This window comes from Bradyrhizobium sp. SRS-191, assembly GCF_024586915.1.
Classification (GTDB): Bacteria; Pseudomonadota; Alphaproteobacteria; order Rhizobiales; family Xanthobacteraceae; genus Bradyrhizobium.
The window spans coordinates 186928-212938 of sequence record NZ_JANBVS010000008.1 but is presented as its reverse complement, the minus strand read 5'-3'; the positions used below and the strand labels follow the sequence as shown (position 1 = coordinate 212938).

24 protein-coding genes are annotated in these 26011 nt (G+C 66.5%); 8 read left to right on the top strand and 16 right to left on the bottom strand.

The window, feature by feature from the left end; translation table 11 throughout:
• Positions 1-68: 68 nt before the first annotated feature.
• The 6 genes from typA to NLR35_RS16860 all read right to left on the bottom strand — a co-directional run bounded on the left by typA (position 69) and on the right by NLR35_RS16860 (position 5699).
• Positions 69-1895 carry a translational GTPase TypA gene (typA, locus tag NLR35_RS16885; RefSeq protein WP_257167659.1) on the bottom strand — a complete coding sequence of 609 codons (1827 nt, stop codon included), beginning with the start codon at positions 1893-1895 and terminating at the stop codon, positions 69-71.
• Positions 1896-2182: 287 nt separating this feature from the next.
• Positions 2183-2368, bottom strand: a complete 186-nt coding sequence (locus NLR35_RS16880; protein WP_257167658.1) for a hypothetical protein — start codon at positions 2366-2368, stop codon at positions 2183-2185.
• Positions 2369-2501: 133 nt separating this feature from the next.
• Entirely contained in the window at positions 2502-2759 is a 258-nt protein-coding gene (locus NLR35_RS16875; protein WP_257167657.1) for a hypothetical protein, read from the bottom strand.
• Positions 2756-4168 carry a radical SAM protein gene (locus tag NLR35_RS16870; RefSeq protein WP_257167656.1) on the bottom strand — a complete coding sequence of 471 codons (1413 nt, stop codon included), beginning with the start codon at positions 4166-4168 and terminating at the stop codon, positions 2756-2758. The genes NLR35_RS16875 and NLR35_RS16870 overlap by 4 nt, the downstream gene beginning before the upstream one ends.
• Positions 4149-4868, bottom strand: coding sequence for a prolipoprotein diacylglyceryl transferase (locus tag NLR35_RS16865; protein ID WP_257167655.1), 720 nt, complete (start codon positions 4866-4868; stop codon positions 4149-4151). The genes NLR35_RS16870 and NLR35_RS16865 overlap by 20 nt, the downstream gene beginning before the upstream one ends.
• A gap of 69 nt (positions 4869-4937) precedes the next feature.
• Complete coding sequence (locus tag NLR35_RS16860; protein ID WP_257167654.1) at positions 4938-5699, bottom strand: Crp/Fnr family transcriptional regulator; 762 nt, start codon at positions 5697-5699, stop codon at positions 4938-4940.
• Positions 5700-5865: 166 nt separating this feature from the next.
• Between NLR35_RS16860 and NLR35_RS16855 the strand changes: the two genes are divergently transcribed.
• Positions 5866-6240: a response regulator gene (locus NLR35_RS16855; RefSeq protein WP_257167653.1), complete on the top strand. Its 375-nt coding sequence runs from the start codon at positions 5866-5868 to the stop codon at positions 6238-6240.
• 18 nt (positions 6241-6258) lie between these two features.
• Here the strand turns inward: NLR35_RS16855 and NLR35_RS16850 are convergent, their stop codons facing one another.
• Both NLR35_RS16850 and NLR35_RS16845 read right to left on the bottom strand, forming a co-directional pair.
• Complete coding sequence (locus tag NLR35_RS16850) at positions 6259-7830, bottom strand: alkaline phosphatase (protein ID WP_257167652.1); 1572 nt, start codon at positions 7828-7830, stop codon at positions 6259-6261.
• Between the two features lie 159 nt (positions 7831-7989).
• Positions 7990-9348 carry a TAXI family TRAP transporter solute-binding subunit gene (locus NLR35_RS16845; RefSeq protein ID WP_257167651.1) on the bottom strand — a complete coding sequence of 453 codons (1359 nt, stop codon included), beginning with the start codon at positions 9346-9348 and terminating at the stop codon, positions 7990-7992.
• Positions 9349-9713: 365 nt separating this feature from the next.
• Between NLR35_RS16845 and NLR35_RS16840 the strand changes: the two genes are divergently transcribed.
• Positions 9714-10016 carry a 4a-hydroxytetrahydrobiopterin dehydratase gene (locus NLR35_RS16840; protein WP_257167649.1) on the top strand — a complete coding sequence of 101 codons (303 nt, stop codon included), beginning with the start codon at positions 9714-9716 and terminating at the stop codon, positions 10014-10016.
• 108 nt (positions 10017-10124) lie between these two features.
• Positions 10125-10541 (top strand): YkvA family protein, encoded by a 417-nt coding sequence (locus NLR35_RS16835; protein ID WP_257167648.1) that lies wholly within the window; start codon positions 10125-10127, stop codon positions 10539-10541.
• Positions 10542-10648: 107 nt separating this feature from the next.
• Here NLR35_RS16835 and NLR35_RS16830 read toward each other — a convergent pair whose 3' ends face one another.
• From NLR35_RS16830 to NLR35_RS16820, 3 genes are all read right to left on the bottom strand, one after another.
• The gene (locus NLR35_RS16830) at positions 10649-11824 is read right to left on the bottom strand and encodes a TAXI family TRAP transporter solute-binding subunit (protein ID WP_257167647.1); all 1176 of its coding nucleotides are present in this window, start codon (positions 11822-11824) and stop codon (positions 10649-10651) included.
• A 145-nt stretch (positions 11825-11969) separates the two neighbouring features.
• The gene (locus NLR35_RS16825; RefSeq protein WP_257167646.1) at positions 11970-12977 is read right to left on the bottom strand and encodes a hypothetical protein; all 1008 of its coding nucleotides are present in this window, start codon (positions 12975-12977) and stop codon (positions 11970-11972) included.
• Between the two features lie 500 nt (positions 12978-13477).
• Positions 13478-14452 carry an NADPH:quinone oxidoreductase family protein gene (locus tag NLR35_RS16820; RefSeq protein ID WP_257167645.1) on the bottom strand — a complete coding sequence of 325 codons (975 nt, stop codon included), beginning with the start codon at positions 14450-14452 and terminating at the stop codon, positions 13478-13480.
• A gap of 294 nt (positions 14453-14746) precedes the next feature.
• Between NLR35_RS16820 and NLR35_RS16815 the strand changes: the two genes are divergently transcribed.
• The 5 genes from NLR35_RS16815 to argG all read left to right on the top strand — a co-directional run bounded on the left by NLR35_RS16815 (position 14747) and on the right by argG (position 19619).
• Complete coding sequence (locus NLR35_RS16815; RefSeq protein WP_257167644.1) at positions 14747-15373, top strand: invasion associated locus B family protein; 627 nt, start codon at positions 14747-14749, stop codon at positions 15371-15373.
• A 111-nt stretch (positions 15374-15484) separates the two neighbouring features.
• Entirely contained in the window at positions 15485-16696 is a 1212-nt protein-coding gene (gene rlmN, locus NLR35_RS16810) for a 23S rRNA (adenine(2503)-C(2))-methyltransferase RlmN (RefSeq protein WP_257167643.1), read from the top strand.
• Positions 16697-16860: 164 nt separating this feature from the next.
• Positions 16861-17346 carry a hypothetical protein gene (locus NLR35_RS16805; RefSeq protein ID WP_257167642.1) on the top strand — a complete coding sequence of 162 codons (486 nt, stop codon included), beginning with the start codon at positions 16861-16863 and terminating at the stop codon, positions 17344-17346.
• A 39-nt stretch (positions 17347-17385) separates the two neighbouring features.
• Positions 17386-18165 carry a phosphatase PAP2 family protein gene (locus NLR35_RS16800; RefSeq protein WP_257167641.1) on the top strand — a complete coding sequence of 260 codons (780 nt, stop codon included), beginning with the start codon at positions 17386-17388 and terminating at the stop codon, positions 18163-18165.
• Between the two features lie 116 nt (positions 18166-18281).
• Complete coding sequence (argG, locus tag NLR35_RS16795) at positions 18282-19619, top strand: argininosuccinate synthase (RefSeq protein ID WP_257167640.1); 1338 nt, start codon at positions 18282-18284, stop codon at positions 19617-19619.
• 240 nt (positions 19620-19859) lie between these two features.
• Here the strand turns inward: argG and NLR35_RS16790 are convergent, their stop codons facing one another.
• The 5 genes from NLR35_RS16790 to NLR35_RS16770 form a co-directional block, all read right to left on the bottom strand.
• Positions 19860-21995: an OmpA family protein gene (locus tag NLR35_RS16790; RefSeq protein ID WP_257167639.1), complete on the bottom strand. Its 2136-nt coding sequence runs from the start codon at positions 21993-21995 to the stop codon at positions 19860-19862.
• A gap of 244 nt (positions 21996-22239) precedes the next feature.
• A complete protein-coding gene (locus NLR35_RS16785) occupies positions 22240-22458 on the bottom strand; it encodes a hypothetical protein (protein ID WP_257167638.1) in 219 nt (72 codons plus the stop codon).
• Positions 22458-22943 carry a pyridoxamine 5'-phosphate oxidase family protein gene (locus tag NLR35_RS16780; protein WP_257167637.1) on the bottom strand — a complete coding sequence of 162 codons (486 nt, stop codon included), beginning with the start codon at positions 22941-22943 and terminating at the stop codon, positions 22458-22460. Before NLR35_RS16780 ends, NLR35_RS16785 begins: the two co-directional genes overlap by 1 nt.
• Before the next feature lie 87 nt (positions 22944-23030).
• Positions 23031-23858, bottom strand: coding sequence for an FkbM family methyltransferase (locus NLR35_RS16775; protein WP_257167636.1), 828 nt, complete (start codon positions 23856-23858; stop codon positions 23031-23033).
• A gap of 142 nt (positions 23859-24000) precedes the next feature.
• Positions 24001-25956, bottom strand: coding sequence for an ABC transporter ATP-binding protein/permease (locus NLR35_RS16770; RefSeq protein WP_257167635.1), 1956 nt, complete (start codon positions 25954-25956; stop codon positions 24001-24003).
• Positions 25957-26011 lie beyond the last annotated feature (55 nt).

Below are 26011 nucleotides of genomic sequence, written 5' to 3'. Positions count from 1 at the left end.
CGCAAGCATCAAGACGTGGATGGCCGGGTCAAGCCCGGGCCATGACGACAGAGAGAACGGAGAGCGGCTTACGCCACCGCTTCCTTCTGCTTCTCGGCGCGCTTGCGCTCGTTCGGGTCGAGGTGCTTCTTGCGCAGCCGGATCGACTTCGGGGTGATCTCGACCAGCTCGTCGTCCTCGATATAGGCCAGCGCCTTTTCCAGGGTCATCCGGATCGGCGGCGTGAGGCGGACGGCCTCGTCCTTCGAGGTGGTGCGGATGTTGGTGAGCTGCTTGCCCTTCAAGACGTTGATCTCGAGATCGTTGTCGCGGGTGTGCTCGCCGACGATCATGCCCTTGTAGACCTTCCAGCCCGGCTCGATCATCATCGGGCCGCGGTCCTCCAGCTTGAACATGGCATAGGCCACGGCCTCGCCCTGGTCGTTGGAGATCAGGACGCCGTTGCGGCGGCCCTGGATCGCGCCCTTGTAGGGCAGGTAGTTGTGGAACAGGCGGTTCATGATCGCCGTGCCCTTGGTGTCGGTCATCAGCTCGCCCTGGTAGCCGATCAGGCCGCGGGTCGGCGCGTAGAACACCAGGCGCAGGCGGTTGCCGCCGGACGGGCGCATCTCGATCAGCTCGGCCTTGCGCTCGCTCATCTTCTGCACGACGACGCCGGAATGCTCCTCGTCGACGTCGATCACGACCTCCTCGATCGGCTCCAGCGTCTGCCCGGTGGCCGGGTCCTTCTCGAACACGACGCGCGGACGCGACACCGAGAGCTCAAAACCCTCGCGGCGCATGGTCTCGATCAGGATCGCGAGCTGTAATTCGCCGCGGCCCGACACTTCCATCGCGTCCTTGTCCTGGGACTCGACCACGCGCAGCGCGACGTTGCCCTCGGCCTCGCGCATCAGGCGGTCGCGAATCAGGCGGCTGGTGACCTTGTCGCCCTCGGTGCCGGCGAGCGGCGAGTTGTTGACGATGAACGACATCGACACGGTCGGCGGATCGATCGGCTGCGCCTGCAGCGGCGTCTCGACCGAGGGATCGCAGAAGGTGTCGGCCACGGTGCCCTTGGTGAGGCCCGCGATGGCGACGATGTCGCCGGCCTCGGCGTAGTCGAGCGGCTGGCGCTCGAGGCCGCGGAACGCCAGGATCTTGGTGATGCGGCCGGTCTCGATCAGCTTGCCGTCACGCGACAGCACCTTCACGGCCTGGTTCGGCTTCACCGAGCCCGACGCGATGCGGCCGGTGATGATGCGGCCGAGATAGTTGTTGGCCTCGATGATGGTGCCGAGCAGCCGGAACGGGCCTTCCTCGACCACCGGCGGCGCCACGTGCTTGAGCACGAGGTCGAACAGCGGCTTCATGCCGTCCTCATGCGAGCCGTCGGGCGAGGTCGCCATCCAGCCGTTCTTGCCCGAGCCGTACAGGATCGGGAAATCGAGCTGCTCGTCGGTGGCGTCCAGCGCTGCGAACAGGTCGAACACCTCGTTGACGACCTCGGTGATGCGGGCGTCCGGGCGGTCGACCTTGTTGATGGCCACGATCGGCTTCAGGCCGAGCTTGAGCGCCTTGCCGACCACGAACTTGGTCTGCGGCATCGGGCCTTCAGCGGCGTCCACCAGCACGATCACGCCGTCGACCATCGACAGGATGCGCTCGACCTCGCCGCCGAAATCGGCGTGGCCGGGGGTGTCGACGATGTTGATCTGCGTGTCTTCCCACTGCACCGAGGTGCACTTGGCGAGAATGGTGATGCCGCGCTCGCGTTCCAGGTCGTTGGAATCCATCGCGCGCTCAACCTGGCGCTGGTTCTCGCGATAGGTACCGGACTGCTGCAGCAGCTTGTCGACGAGGGTGGTCTTGCCGTGGTCGACGTGGGCGATGATGGCGATGTTACGGAGGTTCATGATCGGTATCTTCTAAGCTTTCTCAAGAGCCCGTGCTCTGTCCCCTGCGGGGCGCGCGCATTGTTATAGTCGAATCAAGCTGTTAGCTTTGCGACGCGCGCTCGCGAAACTCGTTCGGCGGCAGGGGCCGGCAACCCCAAAAAGGAAACCCGGCCAATCGACCGGGCAGACCTAGCGCGTTGCGGCGCAATATAGGCAAAAAATGCCAAAAAACAATGACTGCTTTCAGGAATGAGGAGCGGCTTTCGAGGATCTGGCTAACGCCTCCCACCGCCTGAACGGGCCGTTCAGCCCCAGCGGCGGCGCACGGCCAGCACGATCACCACGAGTCCCGCGACGGCCATGCCGGCCAGGATGGCTCCGGGACCGAACAAGCCGCCGAACTCGTTCCACTCGCGGCGCATGAAGGCCATGGTGCAGCCGAACGGAAACATCAAGGCGAGACCGCCGAGGATGGCCCCCAGGGTCGCCATGAGACGTGCCGGCGGCTCGCGGACCCGACGCACCTCCTGTAGGAAAGGCGATAGCGACGGGCGGTGATCGTCTGGATCATTCATGGCCGGGTGGACCCCGCGCGATGGGATGAGGAAGGACCCCCGGCAGTCGTCATCGGCGCCACGCCCTGATGATCAGCCAGATCCCGCCGGCGCCGACCGCCAGGCCCGCGACGACCCACGAGGTCAATTCCGCCGGCCAGTTTTTCTCCTGCAAGCCGAGATAGCCGAAGACCACGGCGCAGGCGCCGGGCAGCAGCAGGATGACACCAATCACGAACAGGAACGCCGACATGCAGCCGCTGCGCAGCTGCCGCTCTTGGTCGGGTCCGGCTGGCCAGGACGGAATCTTGTCCTCCGGATCGCTCATGGGCTTCCCCTCCCCAGCCGCGCGCGGATGCCGTCGATGGCGCCGTTGCGATAAAACAGATTGTAGGTGTCGAACGGGATGATTTCGCCGCGCTCGGTGACGAAGTGGATGCAGGAGCGCTTGACGTTGGCGACACAGAAATTGAAGCGGTCGAGAAACTGCACGATGGTGACGCGGAAGACGTGCTCATAACCGAGACTGTCCGGCACCTGAACTGACGGCAGGCAGCAGAGGAATTCGGCGACGCGCTCGCCGGTATTGAGCGGCCCCGAGGACAGCGAGAACAGCTCGACGAATTTGTCCCGCAGCACCGGGTATTTCTCCGGGCTGATCGTGTTCGGCATCACCGACAGCAGCTCCGCCTCGGGCACCATCGCCGTCAGCGGCAGCACGGTGGCGCCGTGGCGCAGGCCGTAGCCGATCGAGATGCTCTCGGGATTGCAGGGCAGCGGGATCATGTCCTGTTCGCCGAACACGCCGGTCTCGATCACGCGGCGGCGGATCTCCGACAGCATGATGCGATCGGTGTCCTTGTTGAAGCTGTCGTTGCGGCCGACGTCCTGCACCGGCTGCAGGGTGACGCCGCGCACGCATGTCCATTGCAGCGCATGACGGACGATGTCGCCGATCTCGTCGTCGTTGACGCCGCGCTTGATGGTCGCGACCAAGGTCGTCGAGATGCCGTGCCGCTCGAGGTTTTCCAGCGCCTGCTGGCGGATACGGCGCAGATCGGCGCCGCGGATGTTGGTGAGGCCGGCGCGTGATAGCGAGTCGAACTGCAGATAGACCTCCAACCCACGCTTGTTCTCGGCGAGCCGCGCGACAAAGTCCGGCTCGCGGGCGATGCGCAGGCCGTTGGTGTTGATCATCACGTGACGAATGGGCCGGGCCCGCACGGCGGCGAGGATGTCGAAGAACTGGGGATGCAGGGTCGGCTCGCCGCCGGAGATCTGCACCAGGTCCGGCTCGCCCTCGCTTGTCACCAGCGCATCCAGCATCCGCTCGGCGGTCGCGAGCGGGGTGAAATGCGCGCGTTGCGGCGACGATTCGGCGAAGCACACCGGGCAAGTGAGGTTGCAGTGGTCGGTGATCTCGATCAGCGCCAGGCAGGAATGCTGCTCGTGGTCCGGACACAGGCCGCAATCATAGGGACAGCCGTATTCGGTACGGCGCTGGAAGCTCAGCGGCGTGTCGCCCGGCTTGATGAACGATTTGCAGCGCCGCCAATAATCCGCATCGTCCGAGACCAGCGTCGACTGCACGCCATGCTCCTTGCAGCGCTTCTCGTACCAGACCTCATTGCCCAGGATCTGGATCTTGGTCGGCACAAGCGCGAGGCAGGTCTCGCAAAGAGATTGCGTCTGCCCCCAGAACACATAGGGACGTGACTTACGCAGCGGCGCGTTCATGCAGGACCTTCGCGTGCGGCTCCGTCGCGAGCATGGCCGCGGCGTAGGCGGCGATCGCAAGCGACAGCAGATGGAAGAGCGTGAACGGACCGATGACGGGCCCGTAGGGCTTGAGGAATTCCCAGCCGAAGCGCTGCAGGCCGTAGGCGAGCAGCGCGAGATAGAAGCCGTTGGTGATGATGGCTTCGTTCCGCCGGAGCACCGCGACCACATACAAGATGGCGAAGCATGCCATCGCGAGGCTCTCATAGAGCTGGACCGGATGGCGCAGAACACCGTCGCCGAAATCGTGCCCCCACGGCAAGGTGGTCGGCGTACCATAGGTGAAATCATCGAGCCCGGCCGCATAGCAGCCGATCCGGCCGACCGCGATGCCGACCGCCAGCGGCAGCGCGAAGCGGGCGCCGGTTCGCAGGGCGATGCCGTGCCGCCATTTGTACAGTTCGACCGCGACGATGCCGCCGGCGAGCGCGCCCTCGACCGAGCGCGCCAGTCCGGTCATGCCGGACAGCCACAGATTCAGCGTCCCGAACAGGTAGGCGCCCAGGCCGGCACCAAACACCAGCACGGCGACATAGGGCCATTCGGTCGACTGTCTCGGAAAGCTGATGCCCACGCGACGCGTGAGCCACCAGCCCGCGGCGGCCGCGCTGAGCCAGGCAGCGACGTCGAAGATGGCATGAAGAGCGGCGCCGTCCATGGCTCCCATCGTCCGGTTGCACCCGGACTATGGCAAGTTCCCAGCGCGAAAGGCAATGACGGGTTCGTATCAGCCCGTGGCGGCTTGCTCGGTCGGATAGACGCCGCGCAGCACCTCCTCGAAATGGCCCTTCACCGCCTCGTTGCACAGGCAGGAGCGGTGCTTCAAGGCATCGAAGTCGCGCACCATGAAGGCACCCCGTCTCGTATCGAGAATACCTTCAGCCCTGAATGTCTGGACGACACGGCTGACATAGGAGCGACCAACCCCAAGCAGGGTGGCGAGCTGCTCATGCGTCAAGGGCACGATCGGCTCGCCGTCGGTGCGGTCCATCGCCGCGACGATCCATTTCGCGGTGCGCTGCTCGATCGAGTGGATGGCGTTGCAGGCGGTCGACTGGAACATCTGCGCCAGCATGCAGTCTGCATAGCGCGCGAACACGTTGCGCAGCGTCTTGGATTGCAGCTTGGCGGCGGCCAGCCGTGACAGCGGGAGCCGCGCGAGCGGGCCGCCGAACTTGACGACGATGCGCGTATAGGCCGGCAGGAAGCCTTCGCTGACGATGCCGCCGACGGCACCCTCGCGGCCGACCAGGATGGTCTCGACATCACGGCCATCCTCGTTGGGAACGAGATAGGACGCGAGGGCCGGGCCACAGGGAAAATGCACGACCTGCACGTCGTCCCCTGGACGATACAGCAGCTCGTTCGGCGCGGCCTGGTCCTCGACCAGATGCGGCGCGATCAGCGCATAGTCGGCGGGGCTGAGCCGCCTCAACAGATTGTTGTAGGGCCGCTCCCGCGCGAGTGTCGTCACACCTTGGCTCAGCATCGTTGTCCCCCGCGCTACGCATGTGCGTGATCCGTGCCCCTTGTGTTCACAAGTGCACCGACACAGGAACTCGGATATGATGGCTTCGGTTCCAGGAACCCGCCAGCGTGCTTGAGACGAGGCGCCGGCTGCGGGAGCCATCTTTACCTTGGAACCCGCAGATCACATGACCAGCTCGCAACCCAGCGTGCCCGAGCTCTATCAGCATGTGCTGGTCGTCGAAGACGACCCGATCATTGCGCTCGGCTTGGAAGACACCATCACCGACCTTGGCGTCGCCGACGTCAGGGTCGCCGCAAATGTCGCCAGCGCGCTGGCCATGATCGAGGAGCGCCCGCCGGAATTCGCGCTGCTCGACGTCGGGCTCGTGCGCGAAAAGAGCTTTGCGATCGCCGAGCGGCTGAACACGCTCGGCATCCCCTTCGCGTTCTCGACCGGCTATGGCGCCGACGGCGTGCCATCGGCATTTTCCGACCGGCCGCGTCTGCCGAAGCCATGTCCGACCGACGCATTGGAGGCGGTGCTGCGGCGGCGCGATTAGCGCCGCCGCAGCACGGCGTCAGCCGAGCTTGGGATCCAGCGTGGTCGACCAGAGCGCGACGTCGGCACGATCGCGCAGGGTCACCGTCATCTGGCCGCTGGCGCCGTCGATCTTGACGTGGCCGAAGAACTGCATCCCGGCGGACGGCGGCAGGTTCTGCTTGTCGAGGCCGGGCGCCTTGATGAAGCGCACCTCGGGGCCGAACGTATTGTCGAGCTCGTTCGGACCGAACGTGCCGGCATGCAGCGGGCCCGAGACGAACTCCCAGAACGGCTCGAAGTCCTGGAATTGCGCCTTGTTCGGGTCGTAGTAGTGCGCGGCGGCGTAGTGCACGTCGGCCGTCAGCCACACCGTGTTCTGGATCGGCGCCGCCTTGATGAAGCGCAGGATCTCGGCGATCTCCAGCTCGCGGCCGCGTGCTGGACCGTCGCCCTGCGCGATCGCCTCGGAGCCGCGTCTGTTGGTGGCATCGTCATACACGATGATGCTGAGCGGCATGTCGGAGGCGATCACCTTCCAGGTCGCGTGCGAGTTGAGCAGGGCCTGCTTCAGCCAGCGCATCTGCTCCGGGCCGATGAAGTAGGACGCCGGGCCATATTTGTCCTCGAGGTTCGGACCGTTGGCGCCGCGATAGCTGCGCTCGTCGAGCACGAACACGTCGAGATGCGGGCCGTAATTGATGGTGCGATAGACCCGGCCCGGCTCATTGATGCTCTCGCGCATCGGATACATTTCATGGAAGGCGCGGGCCGCGCGCGCGGCGAGCAGCTGGATGTTGCGCTCCTTGTAGACCGCCGGCAGATCCTTCGAGGCCGACCAGTTGTTGGTCACCTCGTGGTCGTCCCACTGCACGAAGATCGGCACCTCGGCATTGAAGCCGCGGACATTCTCGTCGAGGAAATTGTATTTGTGAGCGGCGCGGAATTCGTCGAGCGTCTCGGCGACCTTGGCCTTCTCCTCGATCGTCAGGTTCTTCCAGACCTTGTTGTCCGGCAGCTTGACCTCGGACTTGATCGGGCCGTCGGCATAGATGGTGTCGCCGGAATGCAGGAAGAAGTCCGGACGATGCTTCTTCATCGTGGCGAAGGTGAACATGCCGCCATCGTCCGGGTTGATGCCCCAGCCCTGGCCGGCGACGTCGCCGCCCCACACGAACGAGACGTCGCGCTTGTTGCCGGGCGCGGTTCGGAAGCGGCCGACGACCGGCTCGCTCTCGACGGCGGTGTGCGACAGGTCGCGAAACTTGACGCGGTAGAAGATGTCCTGGCCGCTCGGCAGGCCGTCGACCAGCATCTTGGCCGTGAAATCGCTTTCCGGAAGCGCCGCGATCGGCGGCAGGCTGCGTGCGTCCTTGAACGATTCGGTGGTCGCGACCTCGACCAGCATCTGCGACGGCCGGTCGGCCCGCGCCCACACCACGCCGCCATCCATGCCGACGTCGCCGGACTGCACGCCATGGGTGATCTGCGGCCGGTCGGCGGCGCGGCTCAGACGCGGCATCGCCAAGGTCGCGGCGCCGGCGGCAGCCGTCGACAGGAAACGGCGGCGGGTCAGCCTGTGCAGCTTCGGGCGGGGAATGTGAACGGTCATGCGGATCTCCTGGGCGAATGGCGCGCGGAACGAGCGCTGCCACAGGACCGCAGACCTAGAAAACTTCGATGACGCTGGAATTACAGGACGTGCCCGGCACGCCCGAATACCGGCAGGCCCCCGCCGAGACACAAATCCCAAGGACGAGCTGAGATCGCCTCAGGTGCCGGCAGCGCGCAACTGCGCGCCGGTGCGCTGCAGGTTGGCCGGCATGCTCATCAGGATCAGCTTACGATCGGCGACCGCGTTGTGAAACTGCTCGAGCGCGATGTTGAACGCCGTCAGCGCGGCGTGCTCGATCGCGCCGTCCTCGAAGCAGGTCAGCGTGTTGCGCAGGATCTCGTCCGCCTCGGCCTGGAGCTGGTCGAGCTCCTCGGTCGAGTCGCTCTTGCGGGCGATCGGGATCATCTCCAGCAGGCGGTCACGCAGCGACGTGTTGATCGTGCGCTCGTCCCGCTTGAGATAACCGGCGAACCAGGCGCCGGCCGAGCCCATCGCCGACAGCGCCATCAGGCCCCACCAGATGTAGTCGCTGTAGCGATCGAGGAAGGTCTTCTCCTCGCCGTCGACGAAGGCCGCCGCGCCGGGATGGGCGGGGATGGCGGCATCCTTGTCGGTGTCGGGCGTCTCGATCTTGGCCGCCAGCGGGAATTCCGACAGCAATTGCTGGCGCACCGAGAACAGCTGGTGCGTGAATGCGGAGACGGTGGAGTCGGCGAGACCTTTGCGCGCAACGATGTGGTGGTTGAAGCTGATCGTCTTGACTTCGTCTTCCGGACGATCGGGCGAGCCGCCGAAGGCACCGGCGGGAATTTCCGCGGCCTCGTATTCGGGGTGGTTCTGCGCGATGGCTTCCGCCGAATCGATCGCCAGGAAGGTCGGCACGCCGCCCTCCTTGGTCGCGGCCGCGATCGCGTCGCCGGTGATCTTGCTGTTGACCGGCCCGGCGGCAAGAAAGACGTCCGCCTTCTGGCTGCGAACGGCTTCGGCGGCCTCGGTGATCGGAAATTGCACGATCTCCACCTTGCCGGCATCGACACCGTATTGGTGCAGGATCACCTTCAAGAGGTTGGCGTTGGCCGGCGTCCGGCCGATGATGCCGACCTTGTGGCCGGCGAGCTGCGAGATCTTGGTGATCTTGGCGGCGCCCTTCTTGCCCTTGCCTTTGCCGGACGCGGGCACCCAGAGCACGGCAACGTTCTTGCGCAAGGTCGCGACGGCCTGCGCGTTCTTCGGGACCTCGAGGTCGCCGCGCACGATCGCAAGGTCGACCTTTCCAGCCGCCAAGGCCTGCGCGCTCTCGCCGGCGCCCTCGGTCGGCACCGGCCGCAGCCGGACATAGGCATGAGACTGCGAGAAGGCCTGGGTCAGCGCCTGGACGACCTTCAGGTCATCGCTGTTCGGCGGACCGACGGCAATCTTCAAGACCACCGGACGCATGGCAAAATAATAGGCGCCCGCCAGAGCGCCGACGATCGCGAGGATCCCGGCGATGACGATGAACACGGCAGGGCGCATCTGCGAGCGCTGCGCTGGCGTGGTCTGAGGGTCTGCCAGGTCCGATCCTCCGCTGATCCGATGACTGGGGAGCGGCGCCACGTGCAGCTCCGTCCGGCCTCGTTCTTCGCTAGGGCGAAACTGTAGCAAATTTATTGTCCATCCGGAGTGACATCTGCGTCATGGTTACCGGAGCGCAGTCGCCGACCAACCCGGCGGTTCCGTGACCCAGCCGCGCCGATCCTGTCGCAAGACTCTGACCGGGATGCTGTTTCTGCTAGTCTCGCCGGGCAGCGGGGAGTGCTTGGCGTGCTGCGGACCCCCGTAGATTTTCGGCTGCGCGCGGGTCTGCCGATGCGCCAGCTTGATGAATGGGAGGTTCAGAGATGGTGGAGCGATTGTCGTCCGAGGCCCGCGTCGCGGCCCTGCAGGCCCTTCCCGGCTGGTCGGCGCTCGATGGCCGCGATGCCATCACCCGCACCTTCACCTTTCGCGATTTCAACGAGGCGTTCGGCTTCATGACCCGCGTCGCGCTGGTGGCCGAAAAGCATGATCATCATCCGGAGTGGCGCAACGTCTACCGCACCGTCGAGGTGGTGCTATCGACGCATGACGCGGGCGGGCTGACGGAACGCGACATCGCGCTGGCGCGGGCGATGGACGCGATCGCGTCGGGGATCGGCGGCTGACGCCACGCTGAGCGTCGAGACCTCCGCGTCTTGCAGCGGAGGCGGCCATCCCCACATGAGCGGAAGAGGACCGCGACCGGCGGCGCCTCGCTTTTTGGGGAGACCGATATGGCATCGGACACCACCGATTACAGCGTCGGCTTCGAGCCGGCCGACCGGCTGGCGCGGGATCGCGACAGCGTGCGCCGACGCTTCTGGACCAAGTTCAAGCAGGTGGTGGCCCGGATCCCGTTCGCCGAGGATCTGCTCGCGGCCTATTACTGCGCCTTCGACAAGGAGACGCCGCGGCATGTGCAGGTCGCGCTGCTCGGCGCGCTGGCTTATTTCATCCTGCCGTTCGATTTCCTGCCGGACGTCATGCCGGTTCTCGGCTTCACCGATGACGCTGCCGTGCTGGCCACCGCCCTCCGGATGGTGGCATCGAACATCACGCCCGACCATCGCGCGGCCGCGAAGGCCGCGCTCGCGCGGCTTCATGCGGACGAGAACGCCGACCTGGACCAGACGGGTGAGAAGGCCGCCTGACGGCGCACGCGACGCGCGGGTCGCGGTCATCTCCATTGCGCGCACACAAAAAAGCCCTGCTCACGCAGGGCTTTTTTCTTTGGCCTGAGACGGCCGCGATCGTCAGCTCAGCGCTGCGGGCGTGCCTGGGCGCGGGCGCTGCCGGTCTTCTCGGCCTCCCAGGCCTGGTACTGCTTGAACAGGGCTTCGCGATCGGCCTCGCTCGGCAACGCCTTGCCGGTGCTGCTCTGCTTCAGGAAGTCGTCGAAGCGGTCGCGCTGGGCGCCTTCCATCGCATGCGTCTCCAGCCATTTGCTGGCGGACGGCAGCCGCTGCCAGCCGGCGAGCGGCGCCGACAGCGAGACTTCCTTCCACTTCGGATGGAAGGGCGGGTTCTGGAACGCGGGGAATTTGGTGAAGAACGCATCGACGAAGGTCGCGAGCTTGCGATAGCGATCGGTGTTCGGCGCCCAATTATAGGCCGCGAGCACCGCCGGCACCGCGATCGTATCGACCTTCTCGCCCTCGGCGATCAGGTTCGGATAGTCCTTGGCCGTCAGCGTCGCCGGCAGATAGTCGGTCTGCAGCGGGCGGTCGTAGTCGACATTGACGAGATGGAAGCGGCCGTCATTCACGAAGGTCGAGACCGACTTGTAGGGCTTGCCGCCGACCACGATGACGGCATCGAGCTCGCCCCGCTTCAGCTTCTCCATCGCGATGCGCTGCTCGATGTAGAGGAAGTTGGCGCGCAGGCCGAGGCGCTCGAACACGGTCAACGCCGTCACGAAGGTGCCGCCGTTGGGCAGGTCGACGCTCACCCGGCGGCCCTCGAGATCGCGCAGATTGCGGATGGCGCGCGGCGCGATGACCTGCATTTCCTCGTTGTAGAGCTTGGTGACGTAGGTGAACTGCTTCTTGATGTCCTTGGCGAAGCCCTTGCGCTCGAGATAGTCCAGCGTGTCGGCGCGCACGACGCCGAGATCGACGCCCTGCAGGAACAGAATGTCGGCGACGCTCTGCACCGAGCCGCGGCCGACGATCGGCAGGACGCGCAAGCTGTTGCCGTCGTCGAGCAGCGAAGCGAGGTCGGCGCCGAACTGCACATAGGTGCCGCCGATGGTGCCGGTGATCAGCGTCACCGTGTTGGCGTTGAGCGCCTGCTTGGTCTGCACCGACCCGAACTGGAAGATCGCTTTCAGGCTGTCACTGACCTTGGCCGGATCGAACTCGCCCTCTTCGGCGTGGGCGGAAAAACCGCACGCCAGCATCATTGCCGCAATGGCCGCTCCAACAAGACGTCGCATGTATCCCCTCGATCTAAAGCTGTTGCACGATCGCCGGCCAGGCCACAGGCGCGCCCTGCACGAAGGCGTCGCCGGGGAACAGCTCGAGCATCATGCGCAAAGTGCGAAAATCGAACGCGGCGGCATCAAGGACCGTCGCGACGGCTCAATTCTGCAGCTGATCCAGCCGGCGCTGCGCTTCCGACGAACCGAGTTGGGCGGCGCGGCGATACCAGTTGCGAGCCGCGGCCGGATCGGCGTTGATGTTGCGGATGTCCTTGGTCCCCAGCACGTGCGGATCATAGGTCTGGGCCAGCATCAGCGCAGCCGCCGGCTCCTGAGCTTCGGCGGCACGCTCCAGCAGCAGGCGGGCCGAGGGGATGTCACCGGCGGCGAGCAGTCCCTTGGCGCGCTTCATGATGCCGGCCAGCTCATCCGGATCCAGCCGGCGGGCCTGGGCGGCAGGCGGCGGCGCTGCGGTCACCGAGCCGAGGCCGGGGGCGACGATCGCAGCTCCCGCGCCCGGCGAGTTGATCGAGGACGGCGCCATCGCGGAGGGCGCGACAGGCGCGGCCGCAGCGCTCGGCGCCGGCGGACTGGGAACCCGGTTCTGCAAGGCCGTCTGGTAGGCGTTGGCGATATCGTCGCGCGTCGGAGCAACGGCGGCCGTCTGCATCGGCGTCGCAGCCGCCGGCGGCTCGGGCGGCAACCGCACCGGGTCGTTCAGCTGCATGTCGCGCGCGGTGAGCTGCGTGCCGCTGTCCTGCGGAGGCGCGGTCGGATCCGGCGCCGAGCCGACCATCGAGGCCTTGGCACTGGCGATCAGGTCGCGCGTCGCGTCCGAGGTCACCAGCGCAAACAGCACGGCAACACCTGCCGCCGCCACCACAGCGAGCAGAATGCGCGAGGAGATCGAAGCCTTGCGGGTCCGCACCGGCCACTGGTCGTCGAACTCGGTGCTCTCGATCTGATTGCCGCTCTCATATTCGGAGAGGAACATCGGCATCGATTCGTCGTTGGGATAGTGATGATCCTGGGCGGACCGGCCGAATCGGTAATTCGGCGGACGCTCCTGATGGGAATCGTCCGGGAAAGACCTGAAGTCAGGACTGGGTGGAGATCTGTCGTTGAACTTTCCGCGTGTCGTCCGCTCAGCCATGGCCTTCATCCCCATCTCACTTCACGCAACATACATTTTTGTCCCGAGCCCGTCAGAAGCTCGAGACACGTCACGATTGCTAGAGGCACCCCACTGCCGACAACTAATTGACTAATTGAATCCGACTAAAAGTGGACGAGAGCTGGCGTGATTCTGGAAATATTTTGATCTGATTGTGACGACGCACGCGCGAATTCGCGTGGCAGCAAACCGAGAAGCATCGAGATAACAACGAGCAAGCTCGGGAATTAACCTTGCCACAATGCGACTGAGTTGCGTTAACCAAGAAACGCTCGTTTTCGGATTTTCTGCCGCAGGTTGCATCGGCGGGGAAGCTGACCACGACATTTTCCGCCGAACGTGCGACTTCCTCGCAACATCTTTTCGAGCCCGGGGCTCGGCATCCCACCATCCAGGGCACGCGCCATGATTGCGCGAAAGCCTTAGAAGAACCGCAGGCTGAAGGCCTCGGAACGGGCAACCGTCCGAGGCTTCGGCTTCTCGGGCAAACCTCGTCAGGGGTGCAGGATCACCTTGCCCATGGCCTGGCGGCCGGCGAGCACCTTGAGCGCGTCGGCGGTCTGCGCCAGCGGGAAGGTGCGGTCGACATGCGACGACAGCTTGCCTTCGGCGGTCCACTGCACGAGCTTCTCGAGATTGGCGCGGTTCTTGGCCGGGTTGAGCCGGGTCCAGGCGCCCCAGAACACGCCGCGGATATCGCAGCCCTTCAGCAGCGCCAGATTGAGCGGCATCTTCGGGATGTCACCCGCGGCAAAGCCGATCACCAGGAAGCGGCCTTCCCAGGCGATCGAGCGCAGCGCCTGCTCTGCGTAAGAACCGCCGACCGGATCGAAGATGATGTCGGCGCCCTTGCCGTCGGTCAGCCGGCGCAGGCCTTCCTTCAGATCTTCCTTGGCGTAGTTGAGCGTCAGGCTGGCGCCATGCTGCCTGGCAAATTCGAGCTTCTCGTCGGACGAGGCGCAGGCAATCACCTTCAGCCCCATCAGCTTGCCGAGTTCGCACGCCGCAAGTCCGGTGCCGCCGGCGGCGCCGAGCACGGCCAGCGTCTCGCCCGGCTTCGGGCTGGCGCGATCCTCAAGTGCGTGCAGCGCCGTGCCGTAGATGATGATGATGCCGGCGGCGCGGTCGAAATCGAGATTGTCCGGAATCTTGACGATCGATGCTGCCGGCAGCGCGATCTTCTGGCGCGCGCCATTGTGCCCGCAGGAGGCGACCACGCGATCGCCGACCTTCAGATCCGTGACGCCGTCGCCGACGCTCTCGATGACACCTGCGACCTCCGCGCCCGGCGAGAACGGGAACGGCGGCTTGATCTGGTACTTACCCTGGATCATCAGGATGTCGAAGAAATTCAGCGCCGCAGCCTTGATCGCAATCACGGCCTCCCCCGGACCGGCCACCGGATCGGGCAAGTCGGCGAACACGAGATCGTCGGGCTGGCAATATTGCGAACAGAGAATGGCTTTCATGGGCGCTCCTTCAGATTTTGTCCGGATCATGCCGGGCTTTTGGAACGTCATGCCGGATTTGCCGACGCCCGACAATTGCCAACACGCGAGCTGCGGCGAAGAGGTCCTCGGCGAATACCGTCTCTCGGAACAGCGAGCGCGATCAACCGGCGGCGGAGCGGTTCACGAGGCCCGTCGATCCGCTTTGCAAGGGAGCCGCGAAGCCGCTATCCCTCGCCCGGACGGTCTGCGAATCCGGGCCATTTTCCAGTCACAATGTTGGTGGAACGAGATCGCGGGGGACTTAGCTTAATCATGTTGTTTTTGCGATTGTCGACTGCGCTGGCCACCGGCGCGCTCGTGCTCGGAGGCCCGAGCCTTGCCGCCGCTCAGACGGCTGCGCCGAAGGCGCCACCCAAGGGTGCGCCCGCCCCACAACCGAAGGCGGCGCCGAAGTCCGAGGCGAAACCTGCGGTCCCGAACATCGGCGGCGCGGAGCCGACATTGATCGGCCAGTTCGGCGGCTGGGGGGCGTACACCGCCGCTCCCGGCGGCAAGAAGGTCTGCTTCGCGCTGGCCAAGCCGGCCTCGTCGAAGACCACCCCCGCCAATCGCCCGCGTGATCCCGCCTACGCCTTCGTCTCGACCCGCCCCTCCGAGAAGGTGTTCAACGAGGTGTCGATCATGATCGGCTATGCGCTGAAGCCCGGCGCCGACGGATCGCTCGATGTCGGTGGCGCGTCCTATGCGATGTACGCCCAGGGCGACGGGCTCTGGATCAAGAACGCGGCCGAGGAGGAGCGCATGGTCGAGGCCATGCGCAAGGCGCCGGAGGCGGTGGTCAAGGGTGTCTCGGCCAAGGGCACGGAGACCACCGACGTGTTCTCGCTCAAGGGGCTCTCCCAGGCTCTCGATCGCATCGCCCAGGATTGCCGACGCTAGCCGGCCTTCGATACCGCTCGTCGGCGGGTCGCATTTGCCGGCCGGATCGTTATATAACGCCCGACAACGCCTTCGGCCGCAGCGGCCGGGCAGCATTTTGGGCCCCTGGACATGGCAACGACTGCCGGGCTGCGCGAAGCCGCCGCGCCCCTCGAAAAGACTCCGCTTGAAACCTACGTGCCGCCGGCGAAGCCGTCGCTGATCGGCCAGTCGCGCGCGGAGTTGGCTGCAACGCTCGGCGAGATCGGCGTGCCCGAGCGCCAGCAGAAGATGCGGGTGCAGCAGCTCTGGCACTGGCTGTATTTCCGCGGCGCCAAATCGTTCGACGAGATGAGCTCGGTGTCCAAGGACACCCGCATTGCGCTGGCCGAGCGCTTCACGGTCGACCGCCCCGAGGTCGTCGCCGAGCAGATCTCCAATGACGGCACCCGCAAATGGCTGCTGCGGCTGCCGAGCGGCGACGGCTTGCAGAAGGCGCACGAGGTCGAATGCGTCTACATCCCCGAAACCGATCGCGGCACGCTGTGCGTCTCCTCCCAGGTCGGCTGCACGCTGAACTGCTCGTTCTGCCATACCGGCACGCAGCGGCTGGTGCGCAACCTCACTGCCGGCGAGATCGTCGGCCAGATCATGGTGGCGCGCGACCGCCTGAACGACTGGGCCGACCGCGAGACGCCGCACGGCAACCGCCTCGTCACCAACATCGTGATGATGGGCATGGGCGAGCCGTTGTACAATTTCGACGCGGTGCGCGATGCGCTGCTGATCGTCTCCGACAATGAGGGCATCGGCATCTCCCGCCGCCGCATCACGCTGTCGACGTCCGGCGTGGTGCCGAACATCAAGCGCGCCGGCGAGGAGATCGGCGTGGCCCTGGCGATCTCGCTGCACGCGGTCCGCGACGAGCTGCGCAACGAGCTCGTGCCGCTGAATCGGAAATATCCGATCGCCGAGCTGTTGCAGGCCTGCCGCGACTATCCCGGCGCATCGAATGCCCGCCGCATCACCTTCGAATATGTGATGCTCAAGGGCGTCAACGATTCGCTCGATGATGCCCGGCTGCTGGTCAAGCTGCTCAAGGGGATTCCGGCCAAGATCAATCTCATTCCGTTCAATCCGTGGCCGGGCTCGGTCTATGAATGCTCGGACTGGGAGCAGATCGAGAAATTCTCCGAATACGTCTTCAACGCCGGCTACTCCTCGCCGGTGCGCACGCCGCGTGGCCGCGACATCCTCGCCGCCTGCGGCCAGCTGAAGTCGGAGACCGAGAAGCTGTCGGCCCGCGAGCGCCAGGCGCTGCGCGCGATGGCGATGACGGATTGAGGATCGTGCGTGCCTGCATCTCCGAACACGATCGTCATGCCCGGGCTTGACCCGGGCATCCATCACCTCGACAGAGATTGATTGAGCGATGGATGGCCGGGTCAAGCCCGGCCATGACGAATGGGGGCGATAGGGCCTTGATTGCGTAGAATGGGGACTCCGCCATGGCGCTGATCGGACGGCTGATCGTGATCGCGTTCGCGTTTCTCCTCGCGAGCTTCGTCGCCGGTCTGGTCGTGGTCACCGCGATCCTGATCCCGGAATTCTCCGACATCGGCATCGGCCCGATCGACCAGAGCGCGCTCCAGGTCGTCATCGGCTTCGGCTTCATCTTCGTGTCGGGCTTCGCGCTGATTCCGGCGCTGCTGATCGCGCTCATCACCGAGGCGTTTTCGATCCGCAGCGTGCTCGCTTACGCCATCGGCGGCGGCGTGGTCGGCGCCGCCTGCTATCTCGGCCTGATCCCGTTCGATCCGGAGACGTTCCACTTCGAGGGCATCGTCCGCCGCCAGCTCGAGATCCTGACCGGCGCAGGCATTCTCGGCGGGCTCATCTACTGGCTGATCGCCGGCCGCAATGCTGGCCGCTGGCGGGGAACGCCGCGCCTCATGCCTCCGCCGCCGCCGCTTCCGTCGGGCTCGCCGCGCTGAGCCTTTCCATCGCCATCCGCTTTCGCTAAACCGCGCGCCATGAACCGCAACGGCCTCTTCATCGCATTGTCGCTCGCGCTCGTCATCGGCGTGCTGTTCGGCGTCTATCCCGAGCTCGACCTCAAGCTCGCCGCGCTGTTCTATGATCCGCATACGCGCAGCTTCCCCTTGAAGCTCGACGGCTACGCGTCGTTTGCGCGCGATGCGGCGATGTGGATCGCCTGGGGCCTTGCGCTGCCCTCGATCGTTGCGCTGGTGGTGAAGCTGATCCGCCCGGACCGGCCGCTGCTGATCAAGGGCCGCACCATCGCCTTCCTGCTGCTGACGCTGTCGCTGTCGGCCGGGGTGCTCACCAACTTCACCTTCAAATCCTATTGGGGCCGGCCGCGCCCGGTCGTCGTGACCGAGTTCGGCGGCGACATGCAATTCGTGCCGTATTGGGATCCGCGCGGCGGCTGCGGCCGCAACTGCTCGTTCTTCTCCGGCGAGGGCGCCACCGCTTTCTGGACCCTGGCGCCGGCCGCGCTGACCCCGCCGGCCATTCGTCCCGTCGCCTATGCCGCCGCCGTGCTGTTCGGCCTGGCCACCTCGGTCCTGCGCATGGCGTTCGGCGGCCATTTCTTCACCGACATCTCCGCCGCCGGGCTCGTCACCTTCCTCGTGATCTGGCTGGCCCATGGCTACATCTACCGCTGGCCGTCGACGCGCCTGACCGATGCCGGCGTCGATGCCGCGCTGACCCGCTTCGCCATGCCGGGCTTCCGCCTGATGCGCCGCCTGTTCGGCCGCCGCCAGCCGGACACCAGCCCCGCGGGCTGAGCGCGGCCCAGGCTCCGGTTATCAGGGGCCAATAATCGCGTGCCCAGCGGGGCGAAATCTGCTATCCGCGCGCGAATTTCCGAATATTGCGGCCATCAACACCGGTTGGACTCCCCATGACCACGATCCTCAAAGGCCTTCCCAAGGGCGAGAAAGTCGGCATTGCCTTCTCCGGCGGCCTCGACACCAGCGCGGCGCTGCTCTGGATGAAGCAGAAGGGCGCGCGCTGCTTCGCCTACACCGCCAATCTCGGCCAGCCCGACGAGTCCGACTATGACGAGATCCCGCGCAAGGCGATGAGCTTCGGCGCCGAGAAGGCGCGCCTGGTCGATTGCCGCACCCAGCTGGTGCATGAGGGCATCGCCGCGATCCAGTCCGGCGCCTTCCACATCTCGACCGGCGGGGCGACCTACTTCAACACCACGCCGCTCGGCCGCGCCGTCACCGGCACCATGCTGGTCGCCGCGATGAAGGAGGACGGCGTCAACATCTGGGGCGACGGCTCGACCTACAAGGGCAACGACATCGAGCGGTTCTACCGCTACGGCCTGCTGACCAACCCGAACCTCAAGATCTACAAGCCCTGGCTCGACCAGCAGTTCATCGACGAGCTCGGCGGCCGCGCCGAGATGTCGGCATTCCTGACCGCCAACGGCTTCAACTACAAAATGAGCGCCGAGAAGGCGTATTCGACCGACAGCAACCTGCTCGGCGCCACCCACGAGGCCAAGGATCTCGAGAGCCTCTCCAGCGGCATCCGCATCGTCACCCCGATCATGGGCGTGCCGTTCTGGCGCGAGGACTGCGCGGTGAAGCCCGAGACCGTCGTGGTGCGCTTCGAGGAGGGCCAGCCGGTCGCGCTCAACGGCCAGACCTTCACCGATCCCGTGGCGCTGTTCCTGGAGGCCAATGCGATCGGCGGCCGCCACGGCCTGGGGATGTGCGACCAGATCGAGAACCGCATCATCGAGGCGAAGAGCCGCGGCATCTACGAGGCGCCGGGCATGGCGCTGCTGCACATCGCCTATGAGCGGCTCGTCACCGGCATCCACAACGAGGATACGATCGAGCAGTACCGCATGAGCGGCATGAAGCTCGGCCGCCTACTCTATCAGGGCCGCTGGTTCGATTCGCAGGCCCTGATGCTGCGCGAGACCGCCCAGCGCTGGGTCGCGCGCGCCATCACCGGCGAGGTGACGCTGGAGCTGCGCCGCGGCAACGACTACTCGCTGCTCAACACCGAGAGCCCGAACCTGACCTATCAGCCGGAGCGGCTGAGCATGGAGAAGGTCGAGGACGCCGCCTTCACACCCGCTGACCGCATCGGCCAGCTGACCATGCGCAACCTCGACATCACCGACACCCGCACCAAGCTGAAGCTCTATTCCGACACCGGCCTGCTGTCAGGCGCGGACGGCGCGCAGATCTTCCAGCTCGGCCACGACAAGGGCTGAGGGAAGCCTAAAGCAAGATACGGCGCCGTCTCCACCGCTGTCGTCCCTGCGAACGCAGGGACCCATACCGCGGACGCTCTCGGGGAACGTGACTATCAGTTGCCCACCTCATGACGGCCGGTGGTTATGGGTCCCGGCTCAAGGCCGGGACGACACCGGTTATGAGGCGGCAGCCTGCCACCAAACAAAAATGGCCGGGATTGCTCCCGGCCATTTTCATTTTCGATCGCTCGCAGCGCCTCAGCGCGGCGGGGCCGTGCCCGGAGGCGGCGGCGGCAATGCCGCCTGGCCGCCGTTCAGCAGCGGCGTGATGCGGCGGACCGTGACGCGGCGGTTGATGCGGCTCGGGCCTTGGGTCTGCTCCTTCAGGTACTGCTCACCATAGCCCTGCGAGGTCAGGTTCTCGGCGGGCACGCCGAACTGCTGCGTCATCAGCGTTGCAACCGATTCGGCGCGGCGATCCGACAGCGACAGATTGTCGGTCTCGTTGCCGACCGCGTCGGTGTGGCCCTCGATCAGGAAGACCTCGCGCGGATTGCGCTGGATCGCCTGGTTGAGACCGTCCGCGATGACCTGCAGCTTCGCAACCTGATCAGGCCCGATCTCCCACGATCCCGTCTCGAAGGTGATCGTGTTGAGATCGATCGACGGCATCAGCTGACGCACCGAAGGTGAGTAGCGGACCTCGTCGAGCGAGTAGCGGCGCTGCACGCGCTCGACCGGCGGAGCGACGAGCGTGTCGTAGATGACATCCGGCGGCGCCTCCTCGGCGTCGACGATGTAGCGGTTGTAGGGGATGCGGATCTCCGGCGGCGGCAGATCGACATAGAAGCCGCCGACCGCCTGGGGATCGCGATAGGTGTTGTCGATGATGATGATCTCGCGTCCGCCGATGTCGCGGCGGATGCGGCGCAGCAGCCGGCCATCCGGCGCGGTGACCGTGACGATCTGGCTGCCATCGGGACGGATCACGACGGTGCGCGTCTCGCCCCGCTCCTGCTGCACGCGAATGTCGCGGGCACCATAGCGGAAGCGCTCGAGCTCATCGTGGCGCACGAACTCCTGGCCGCTCGGATCGCGCACGATGACGCGGCCCGGCTCGTAGATCACGGTCCGGCCGCCCTCCTGCACCTCGCGACGCTGGGCGCGGAAATCGTCGAGCCGCTGCGGTCCCGGCATCGGCGCACCCGGAGCGATCGGCGTGAGCTGCTGCGGGGTCGGCGGCGGCGGCGCGGGAATCGGCGCAGCCACCTGCGGCGGCGGCCGGGTAGCCATGGCAGGGGGTCCGGCGGGCGGCACGGCGCCAGGTCCAGCATTGGGGCCCGGACCCGGGCCGGCTGGTCCAGGACCGGCGGCGCCAGGAGCAGGAGCAGGACCGGGTCCCGCGGCCGGCGGCGGTGCTCCAGGGGCGCCCGGAGGCGTACCCGGTCGGCCGCCGGGCGGCGGATTGCCGGGCGCAGGCGGGGTGGCCGGTGCAGGCGTCTGAGCCGCGGGCGGCGTCGCGGGAGCAGGCGGCGTTCCCGGCGCAGGTGCCGTCGTTCCGGACGGCGGGGTCGGTGCGCCGCGGGGCGGGGGTCCCCCCTGCGGACCGCCCGGAGGCGGGCCGCCGGCGCCCGGCCGGCCGGCCGGAGGCTGCCCCGCATTTGGCGGCGGGGTTTGTCCCGGGGACGGCTGCGGAGCAGGTGCAGCGGTCGGCGGCGGTGAATGCGGTGGGGTCGTCGCACCCGGAGGCGGCGGCGGAGAGCCAGGCCTCGCGCCCGGTCCTGCGTTGGGCGCAGGAGGCGGCACCGGCGTGGCTGCCGGAGGTACGGGCGGCGTGGGACGTGCAGGCGCGGGCGGCGCCGCAGCCGGAGGCGGAGGGGGCGGTGGCGTCGGACGTGCCGGCTCACGCGGCGCCACGGGAGGTGGCGCCGGGGTATGCACCGGGGGAGCGGCAGCAGGCGGCGGCGGAGGCGTCGGACGTGGAGGAGCAGCCGGCGGTTCAGCGCGCGGCGGCGGCGGAGCCGGGCGCGGTGGCTCAGCACGCGGCGGAGGCGGCGGCGGGGGTGCAGGCGCCGGACGCGGCGCTGCGGCCGGCGGCGGGGCAGGCGGAGGCGGTGCCGGGCGTGGCGCTGCTGCGGGGGGCGGCGGGGGCGGAGGCGGCGCCTGATGCGGAGCTGCGGCCGGAGGACCGCCCGGCCCCGGACGCTGCGGCTGGCCCGGCGGTTGGGCGTGCGGCGGCTGCTTCGGTCGGCCGTCGGGGCCGACTTCACCGCCCGGCCCGCCTGGCCCCTGGGCCACGATCATCGGCGCGCTCTGCGCGTGGGCTGCGGAGTTCGTCAGTTGCATCGCCGACAGCGCGGTCGTCGCAAGCAGCAGAACGCGAAGTTTGCTCATGTGTCTTTGTTTCCCGAAACGTTCTTTTTCAAGCACGGAGTGATCAACGTTTATGCGTTAGGCTGGATTGTGGCGTAGTTCAAATCCGGGCGCGGATTTATTTCGGCACGATGCAGCCGCCGGATTGCCGCCATTCATGTTTCATTCAGTCTTGAATTTCAAAGGCTTGCCGGAACTTCACGACGAGAGAGCCGGCGCGGACGCCAGCTCTCTTCTGTCCATCACGATCAAGGTACAATGGCGGTCAATCCGTGACCGGACTGGGCGTCGTCGGACCGAGCGGTCCCCGCCCCGGCACCTCGTCAGGCGTTTGCCCCGGTAGCTCGCGCGGCGGCTCGGGCGCATCGGGCTCGTACACCGGCGGAGGAATGTCGGGCTGAGGATTGCCGACCGGATCTTCCGGCGGTGGCTCGGCCGGATGGCCCGGCGTCGCCGGCGGGATCTCGGGTGGTTCGATCGGCATCACATCGCCACCTTGCGATTGTCGCCGATGTCGGGCCGCGTGTTGGTCACGGCCGCGGCCGCCATCTTGATGTAGCTGACCACCGTGCCCGGCGAATCCCAATATTCGGCGTCATCGGGCGTGATCTTCAGCAGGCGGATGTTCGGATCCTCGGCGCTGTCCCACCACGCCTTGGCCGTGGTCGTAAACAGCTCGCGGATCTTGGCCCGGTCGTTGGAAATCGCTGCGGTGCCGGTCAAGGACACGTATTTCTGGTTGCCGGCATCGGCAAAGGACAGGTTGACCTGCGGCGATCGCGCGATCTCCTCATCCTTGTGGTGGCGCGCGTCCGTGAGAAAATAGATCAGGCCTTCGTCGCGTTCGAGATAGGCGCTCATCGGCCGCGCCCGCAGCTTGTCACCGTCGCGCGTGACCAGCATGGCGAAGGTGATCTTCTTCATCAGCTCCCAGACGCGATCTTGATCGCGCGTATCGTCATTGCTCATGGTGCGCTCCTTGGATGTCAGGGGCGCTAACGCCGCGTCATAGGCGATGTTCCGGAACAGAGGGATGAAAGCGAGCGGCGCGTTGTCTCAATTGCGCAGCAGCAGCGTGTTGCTGCGTGTGCGGCCGGTCTCGCGATAGCCGCGCTTGATCATGTCGGCGAGGCAGTCGCTCTGCCATTCGTCGCGCGACAGGTGCTCGATCACGATCGCGCGCGGCCACAGCGTCTCCGGCGCCTCGCGGAAGAAGCAGGTCAGCACGCGATCCTCGAACCCCTCGATATCGATCTTCAGCACGTCGACCTTGGTTGCGCCGGCCTGATCGAGGATGGTCTGCAACCGCAGCGACGGGACCTTGAAGGCCTCGCCACCGGCGGTGCCGGTCACGATATGACTGGCACCGAGATTTTCGCCATCGGTTTCGATCATCACCTCGCCGTCGCTGTCGCCCGCGGCGGCGGCAACCAGCGTGACCTGCGACAGCGCCGATGCATCGCGATTGAACCGAAGGCGCGCATGCGTCACCGGGTGCGGCTCGACCGCGATCACCAGTCCGGATGGCCCCACATGGCGCGCGAGCGGCAACGCAAACGTTCCGACATTGGCACCAACGTCGACCGCGACACCGCCGGCCGGGAGATGGCTGCGCAGGAAATCCAGCTCCTCACGATTGTAGTCGGGATTGAACAGCGCGCCCCGCTCGGTGGCGCTGACCTGGTGATGGAAGCGAAAGCTGGCGCCCTGATAGTCCACGTCCAGCGGACCCTCGCGCAGCAGGTTGACGAGCCGCGTCAACATCGGCCGGAAGGCACCCCGCTTCAGCCCGGATCCGTGCGCCAGGCGGATCACCAGGGCCTGCGCGGCGTTCGGAGCGAAAGCCCCGAAGGGCGGGGGAGAGGGATCGTTGTCGGGCGTCAAGGTCGGGTCCTGGCAGTCGAGGCGCGGCAATCGTGTGCTGGCGTGAGGGCGCCGAGTGATAGCCGGTTTCGCGCAGGACTCCAATGCAGGGGGCGTGGCCGCAATGTGGTCTCACTGCGACGGCCCGCGGGCCTTGCAGTCGTCAGACCGCCTTGCGCTGGCGCAGGAAGCGGCCGATCAGGCGGCGCTTGCCCTTGCGGGGGATGAGATCGATGTCGCTGACGAGCTTGGCGCCGCCCTTGCGACGCTCCAGCACGATCTTGCGGCTGTGAAACGCCTCGAGCTCGGCCCGATGCGCGACGCTGACGATGGTGGCCTTCGGCAGCTCGCTCGTCACCATCTGCATCATCTTGTCCTGGCTCTTCTCATCGAGCGCGGACGTCGCCTCGTCGAGCACGACGATGTCCGGGCTATGCAGCAGCAGCCGCGCGAAGGCGAGCCGCTGCTTCTCGCCGCCGGAGAGCGTCTGATCCCATGGCGCTTCCTCCTCGATGCGGTCCTTGAGATGATCGAGGCCGACCTTGTGCAGGGCTTCGCCGACCTGCTCGACGCTCCAGTCCTCGGCGGCGCCGGGATAGGCCACCGCGCGACGCAGGCTGCCCGAGGGCACGTAAGGCCGCTGCGGCAGCATGAACAGCCGGCGGTCGGGATGGAAGTTGATGCTGCCGCCACCCCAGGGCCAAAGGCCCGCGATGGCGCGGACCAGCGTGCTCTTGCCCGTCCCCGATTCGCCGGCGACGAGCAGCCGCTCGCCGGGATCGACCACGACCTCGGTCTCGCCAACGACGGCGGTGCCGTCGTCGAGCGTGACCGAGAGATCGTTCAGGCTCAGCATCGCCTCGCCCGCCGTCTCGCCGCGCTTGATACGGCCGATGCCGTCGCCGCGCTCGGCGCGCTCCAGCGCATCCAGCGACATCATCAGCGAGGCAATGCGGCGCGCGCAAGCGTTCCAATCGGCGAGGCGCGGATAGTTGTCGACCAGCCAGCCGAAGGCCGTCTGCACGATCGTGAACGCGCTCGCCGCCTGCATCACCTGACCGAGCGTCATGCTGCCGTCGAGAAATTTCGGCGCGCACAACAACAGCGGGATGACGGGCGCGATGAGGCTCGAACCCTGCGACACCAGGGTGGTGCGCATGTGCTGGCCGGCGAGCCTGGCCCATTGCTGCAGCACATTGCCGAACGTCCGGTCGATGCCGGCCCGTTCCTCGGTCTCGCCGCCGAGCAGCGCGATGCTCTCGCCGTTCTCGCGGACGCGGGTCAGGGTGTAGCGGAAATCGGCCTCCGCCTGATTCTTGTCTTCCGAGGTCTGCACGAAGCGGCGGCCGATCGTCATGATCGAGCCGGAAGCGATGGCGGCGTAGACGATGGCTGCGATCACCAGGAAACCTGGGATGGTCAGCTCGGTGCCGCCGAGATGCAAGGTCAGCGCGCCACCGATGGTCCAGAGCACCACGATGAAGGTCGCTGCGGACAGCAGCGCCGAGGTCACACCGGCGACGAAGTCGACCGGCGAGTCCGTGGCGATGCGCAAATCCTCTGCGATGCGGTATTCGGGGTTCTTGTGATCGCCGCTGACCAGGTTGAGCTGGTAGTAGCGGCCGCTGGTGAGCCAGCGCGTGATGACGCTGTTGGTCAACCACGCCCGCCAGCGCCGCTGGATCGCCATCCGCGCATAGACCTGCGCGACGGCGAGGATGACACTGCCGATCGCGAGCGGGAAGAAGATCGCGGTGAGATGAAACACCGTCGCGGCGTCGCGCTTCTCGATCGCATCGAAGATCGAGCGATTCCAGACGTTGATGCCGTATTGAAAGACGACGGTGCCGATGATCAGGACGAGCAGTCCGAGGGTGAAGGGCCAAGCGAGGCGATCGCCGGACTTGCCCCAAAAGCCGCGGGCGCTGATCCAGAACCGCGTCAGCAGATAGCGCTTGCGGACCTGCTCGGCTTCTTCCGGCGTCAGCTCGGGGTCCGCCTCCACCACCTCGGGCGGCGGCGGCTCCACGTGGTCTCCGTTCTCGGCGGCGATCTCGATGATCGGCGCCTTCGTAGGCGCCGACGCAACGGGCCGCTCGATGTCCTGGATCTGTCCCATGGGGCGATAACCGGAACCCAAGTCCAAGGTTCCGCGGCGAGTTCCCTGGCCGCAA

Coding starts and splice junctions, on each gene's coding strand:
- NLR35_RS16855 (WP_257167653.1), top strand. CDS start 5,866: ATGACCAGCTCGCAACCCAGCGTGCCCGAGCTCTATCAGCATGTGCTG.
- NLR35_RS16850 (WP_257167652.1), bottom strand. CDS start 7,830: ATGACCGTTCACATTCCCCGCCCGAAGCTGCACAGGCTGACCCGCCGC.
- NLR35_RS16785 (WP_257167638.1), bottom strand. CDS start 22,458: ATGCCGATCGAACCACCCGAGATCCCGCCGGCGACGCCGGGCCATCCG.
- NLR35_RS16770 (WP_257167635.1), bottom strand. CDS start 25,956: ATGGGACAGATCCAGGACATCGAGCGGCCCGTTGCGTCGGCGCCTACG.
- NLR35_RS16815 (WP_257167644.1), top strand. CDS start 14,747: ATGTTGTTTTTGCGATTGTCGACTGCGCTGGCCACCGGCGCGCTCGTG.
- NLR35_RS16845 (WP_257167651.1), bottom strand. CDS start 9,348: ATGCGCCCTGCCGTGTTCATCGTCATCGCCGGGATCCTCGCGATCGTC.
- NLR35_RS16830 (WP_257167647.1), bottom strand. CDS start 11,824: ATGCGACGTCTTGTTGGAGCGGCCATTGCGGCAATGATGCTGGCGTGC.
- rlmN (WP_257167643.1), top strand. CDS start 15,485: ATGGCAACGACTGCCGGGCTGCGCGAAGCCGCCGCGCCCCTCGAAAAG.
- NLR35_RS16870 (WP_257167656.1), bottom strand. CDS start 4,168: ATGAACGCGCCGCTGCGTAAGTCACGTCCCTATGTGTTCTGGGGGCAG.
- argG (WP_257167640.1), top strand. CDS start 18,282: ATGACCACGATCCTCAAAGGCCTTCCCAAGGGCGAGAAAGTCGGCATT.
- NLR35_RS16820 (WP_257167645.1), bottom strand. CDS start 14,452: ATGAAAGCCATTCTCTGTTCGCAATATTGCCAGCCCGACGATCTCGTG.
- typA (WP_257167659.1), bottom strand. CDS start 1,895: ATGAACCTCCGTAACATCGCCATCATCGCCCACGTCGACCACGGCAAG.
- NLR35_RS16805 (WP_257167642.1), top strand. CDS start 16,861: ATGGCGCTGATCGGACGGCTGATCGTGATCGCGTTCGCGTTTCTCCTC.
- NLR35_RS16835 (WP_257167648.1), top strand. CDS start 10,125: ATGGCATCGGACACCACCGATTACAGCGTCGGCTTCGAGCCGGCCGAC.
- NLR35_RS16875 (WP_257167657.1), bottom strand. CDS start 2,759: ATGAGCGATCCGGAGGACAAGATTCCGTCCTGGCCAGCCGGACCCGAC.
- NLR35_RS16790 (WP_257167639.1), bottom strand. CDS start 21,995: ATGAGCAAACTTCGCGTTCTGCTGCTTGCGACGACCGCGCTGTCGGCG.
- NLR35_RS16840 (WP_257167649.1), top strand. CDS start 9,714: ATGGTGGAGCGATTGTCGTCCGAGGCCCGCGTCGCGGCCCTGCAGGCC.
- NLR35_RS16800 (WP_257167641.1), top strand. CDS start 17,386: ATGAACCGCAACGGCCTCTTCATCGCATTGTCGCTCGCGCTCGTCATC.
- NLR35_RS16865 (WP_257167655.1), bottom strand. CDS start 4,868: ATGGACGGCGCCGCTCTTCATGCCATCTTCGACGTCGCTGCCTGGCTC.
- NLR35_RS16780 (WP_257167637.1), bottom strand. CDS start 22,943: ATGAGCAATGACGATACGCGCGATCAAGATCGCGTCTGGGAGCTGATG.
- NLR35_RS16880 (WP_257167658.1), bottom strand. CDS start 2,368: ATGGCGACCCTGGGGGCCATCCTCGGCGGTCTCGCCTTGATGTTTCCG.
- NLR35_RS16860 (WP_257167654.1), bottom strand. CDS start 5,699: ATGCTGAGCCAAGGTGTGACGACACTCGCGCGGGAGCGGCCCTACAAC.
- NLR35_RS16825 (WP_257167646.1), bottom strand. CDS start 12,977: ATGGGGATGAAGGCCATGGCTGAGCGGACGACACGCGGAAAGTTCAAC.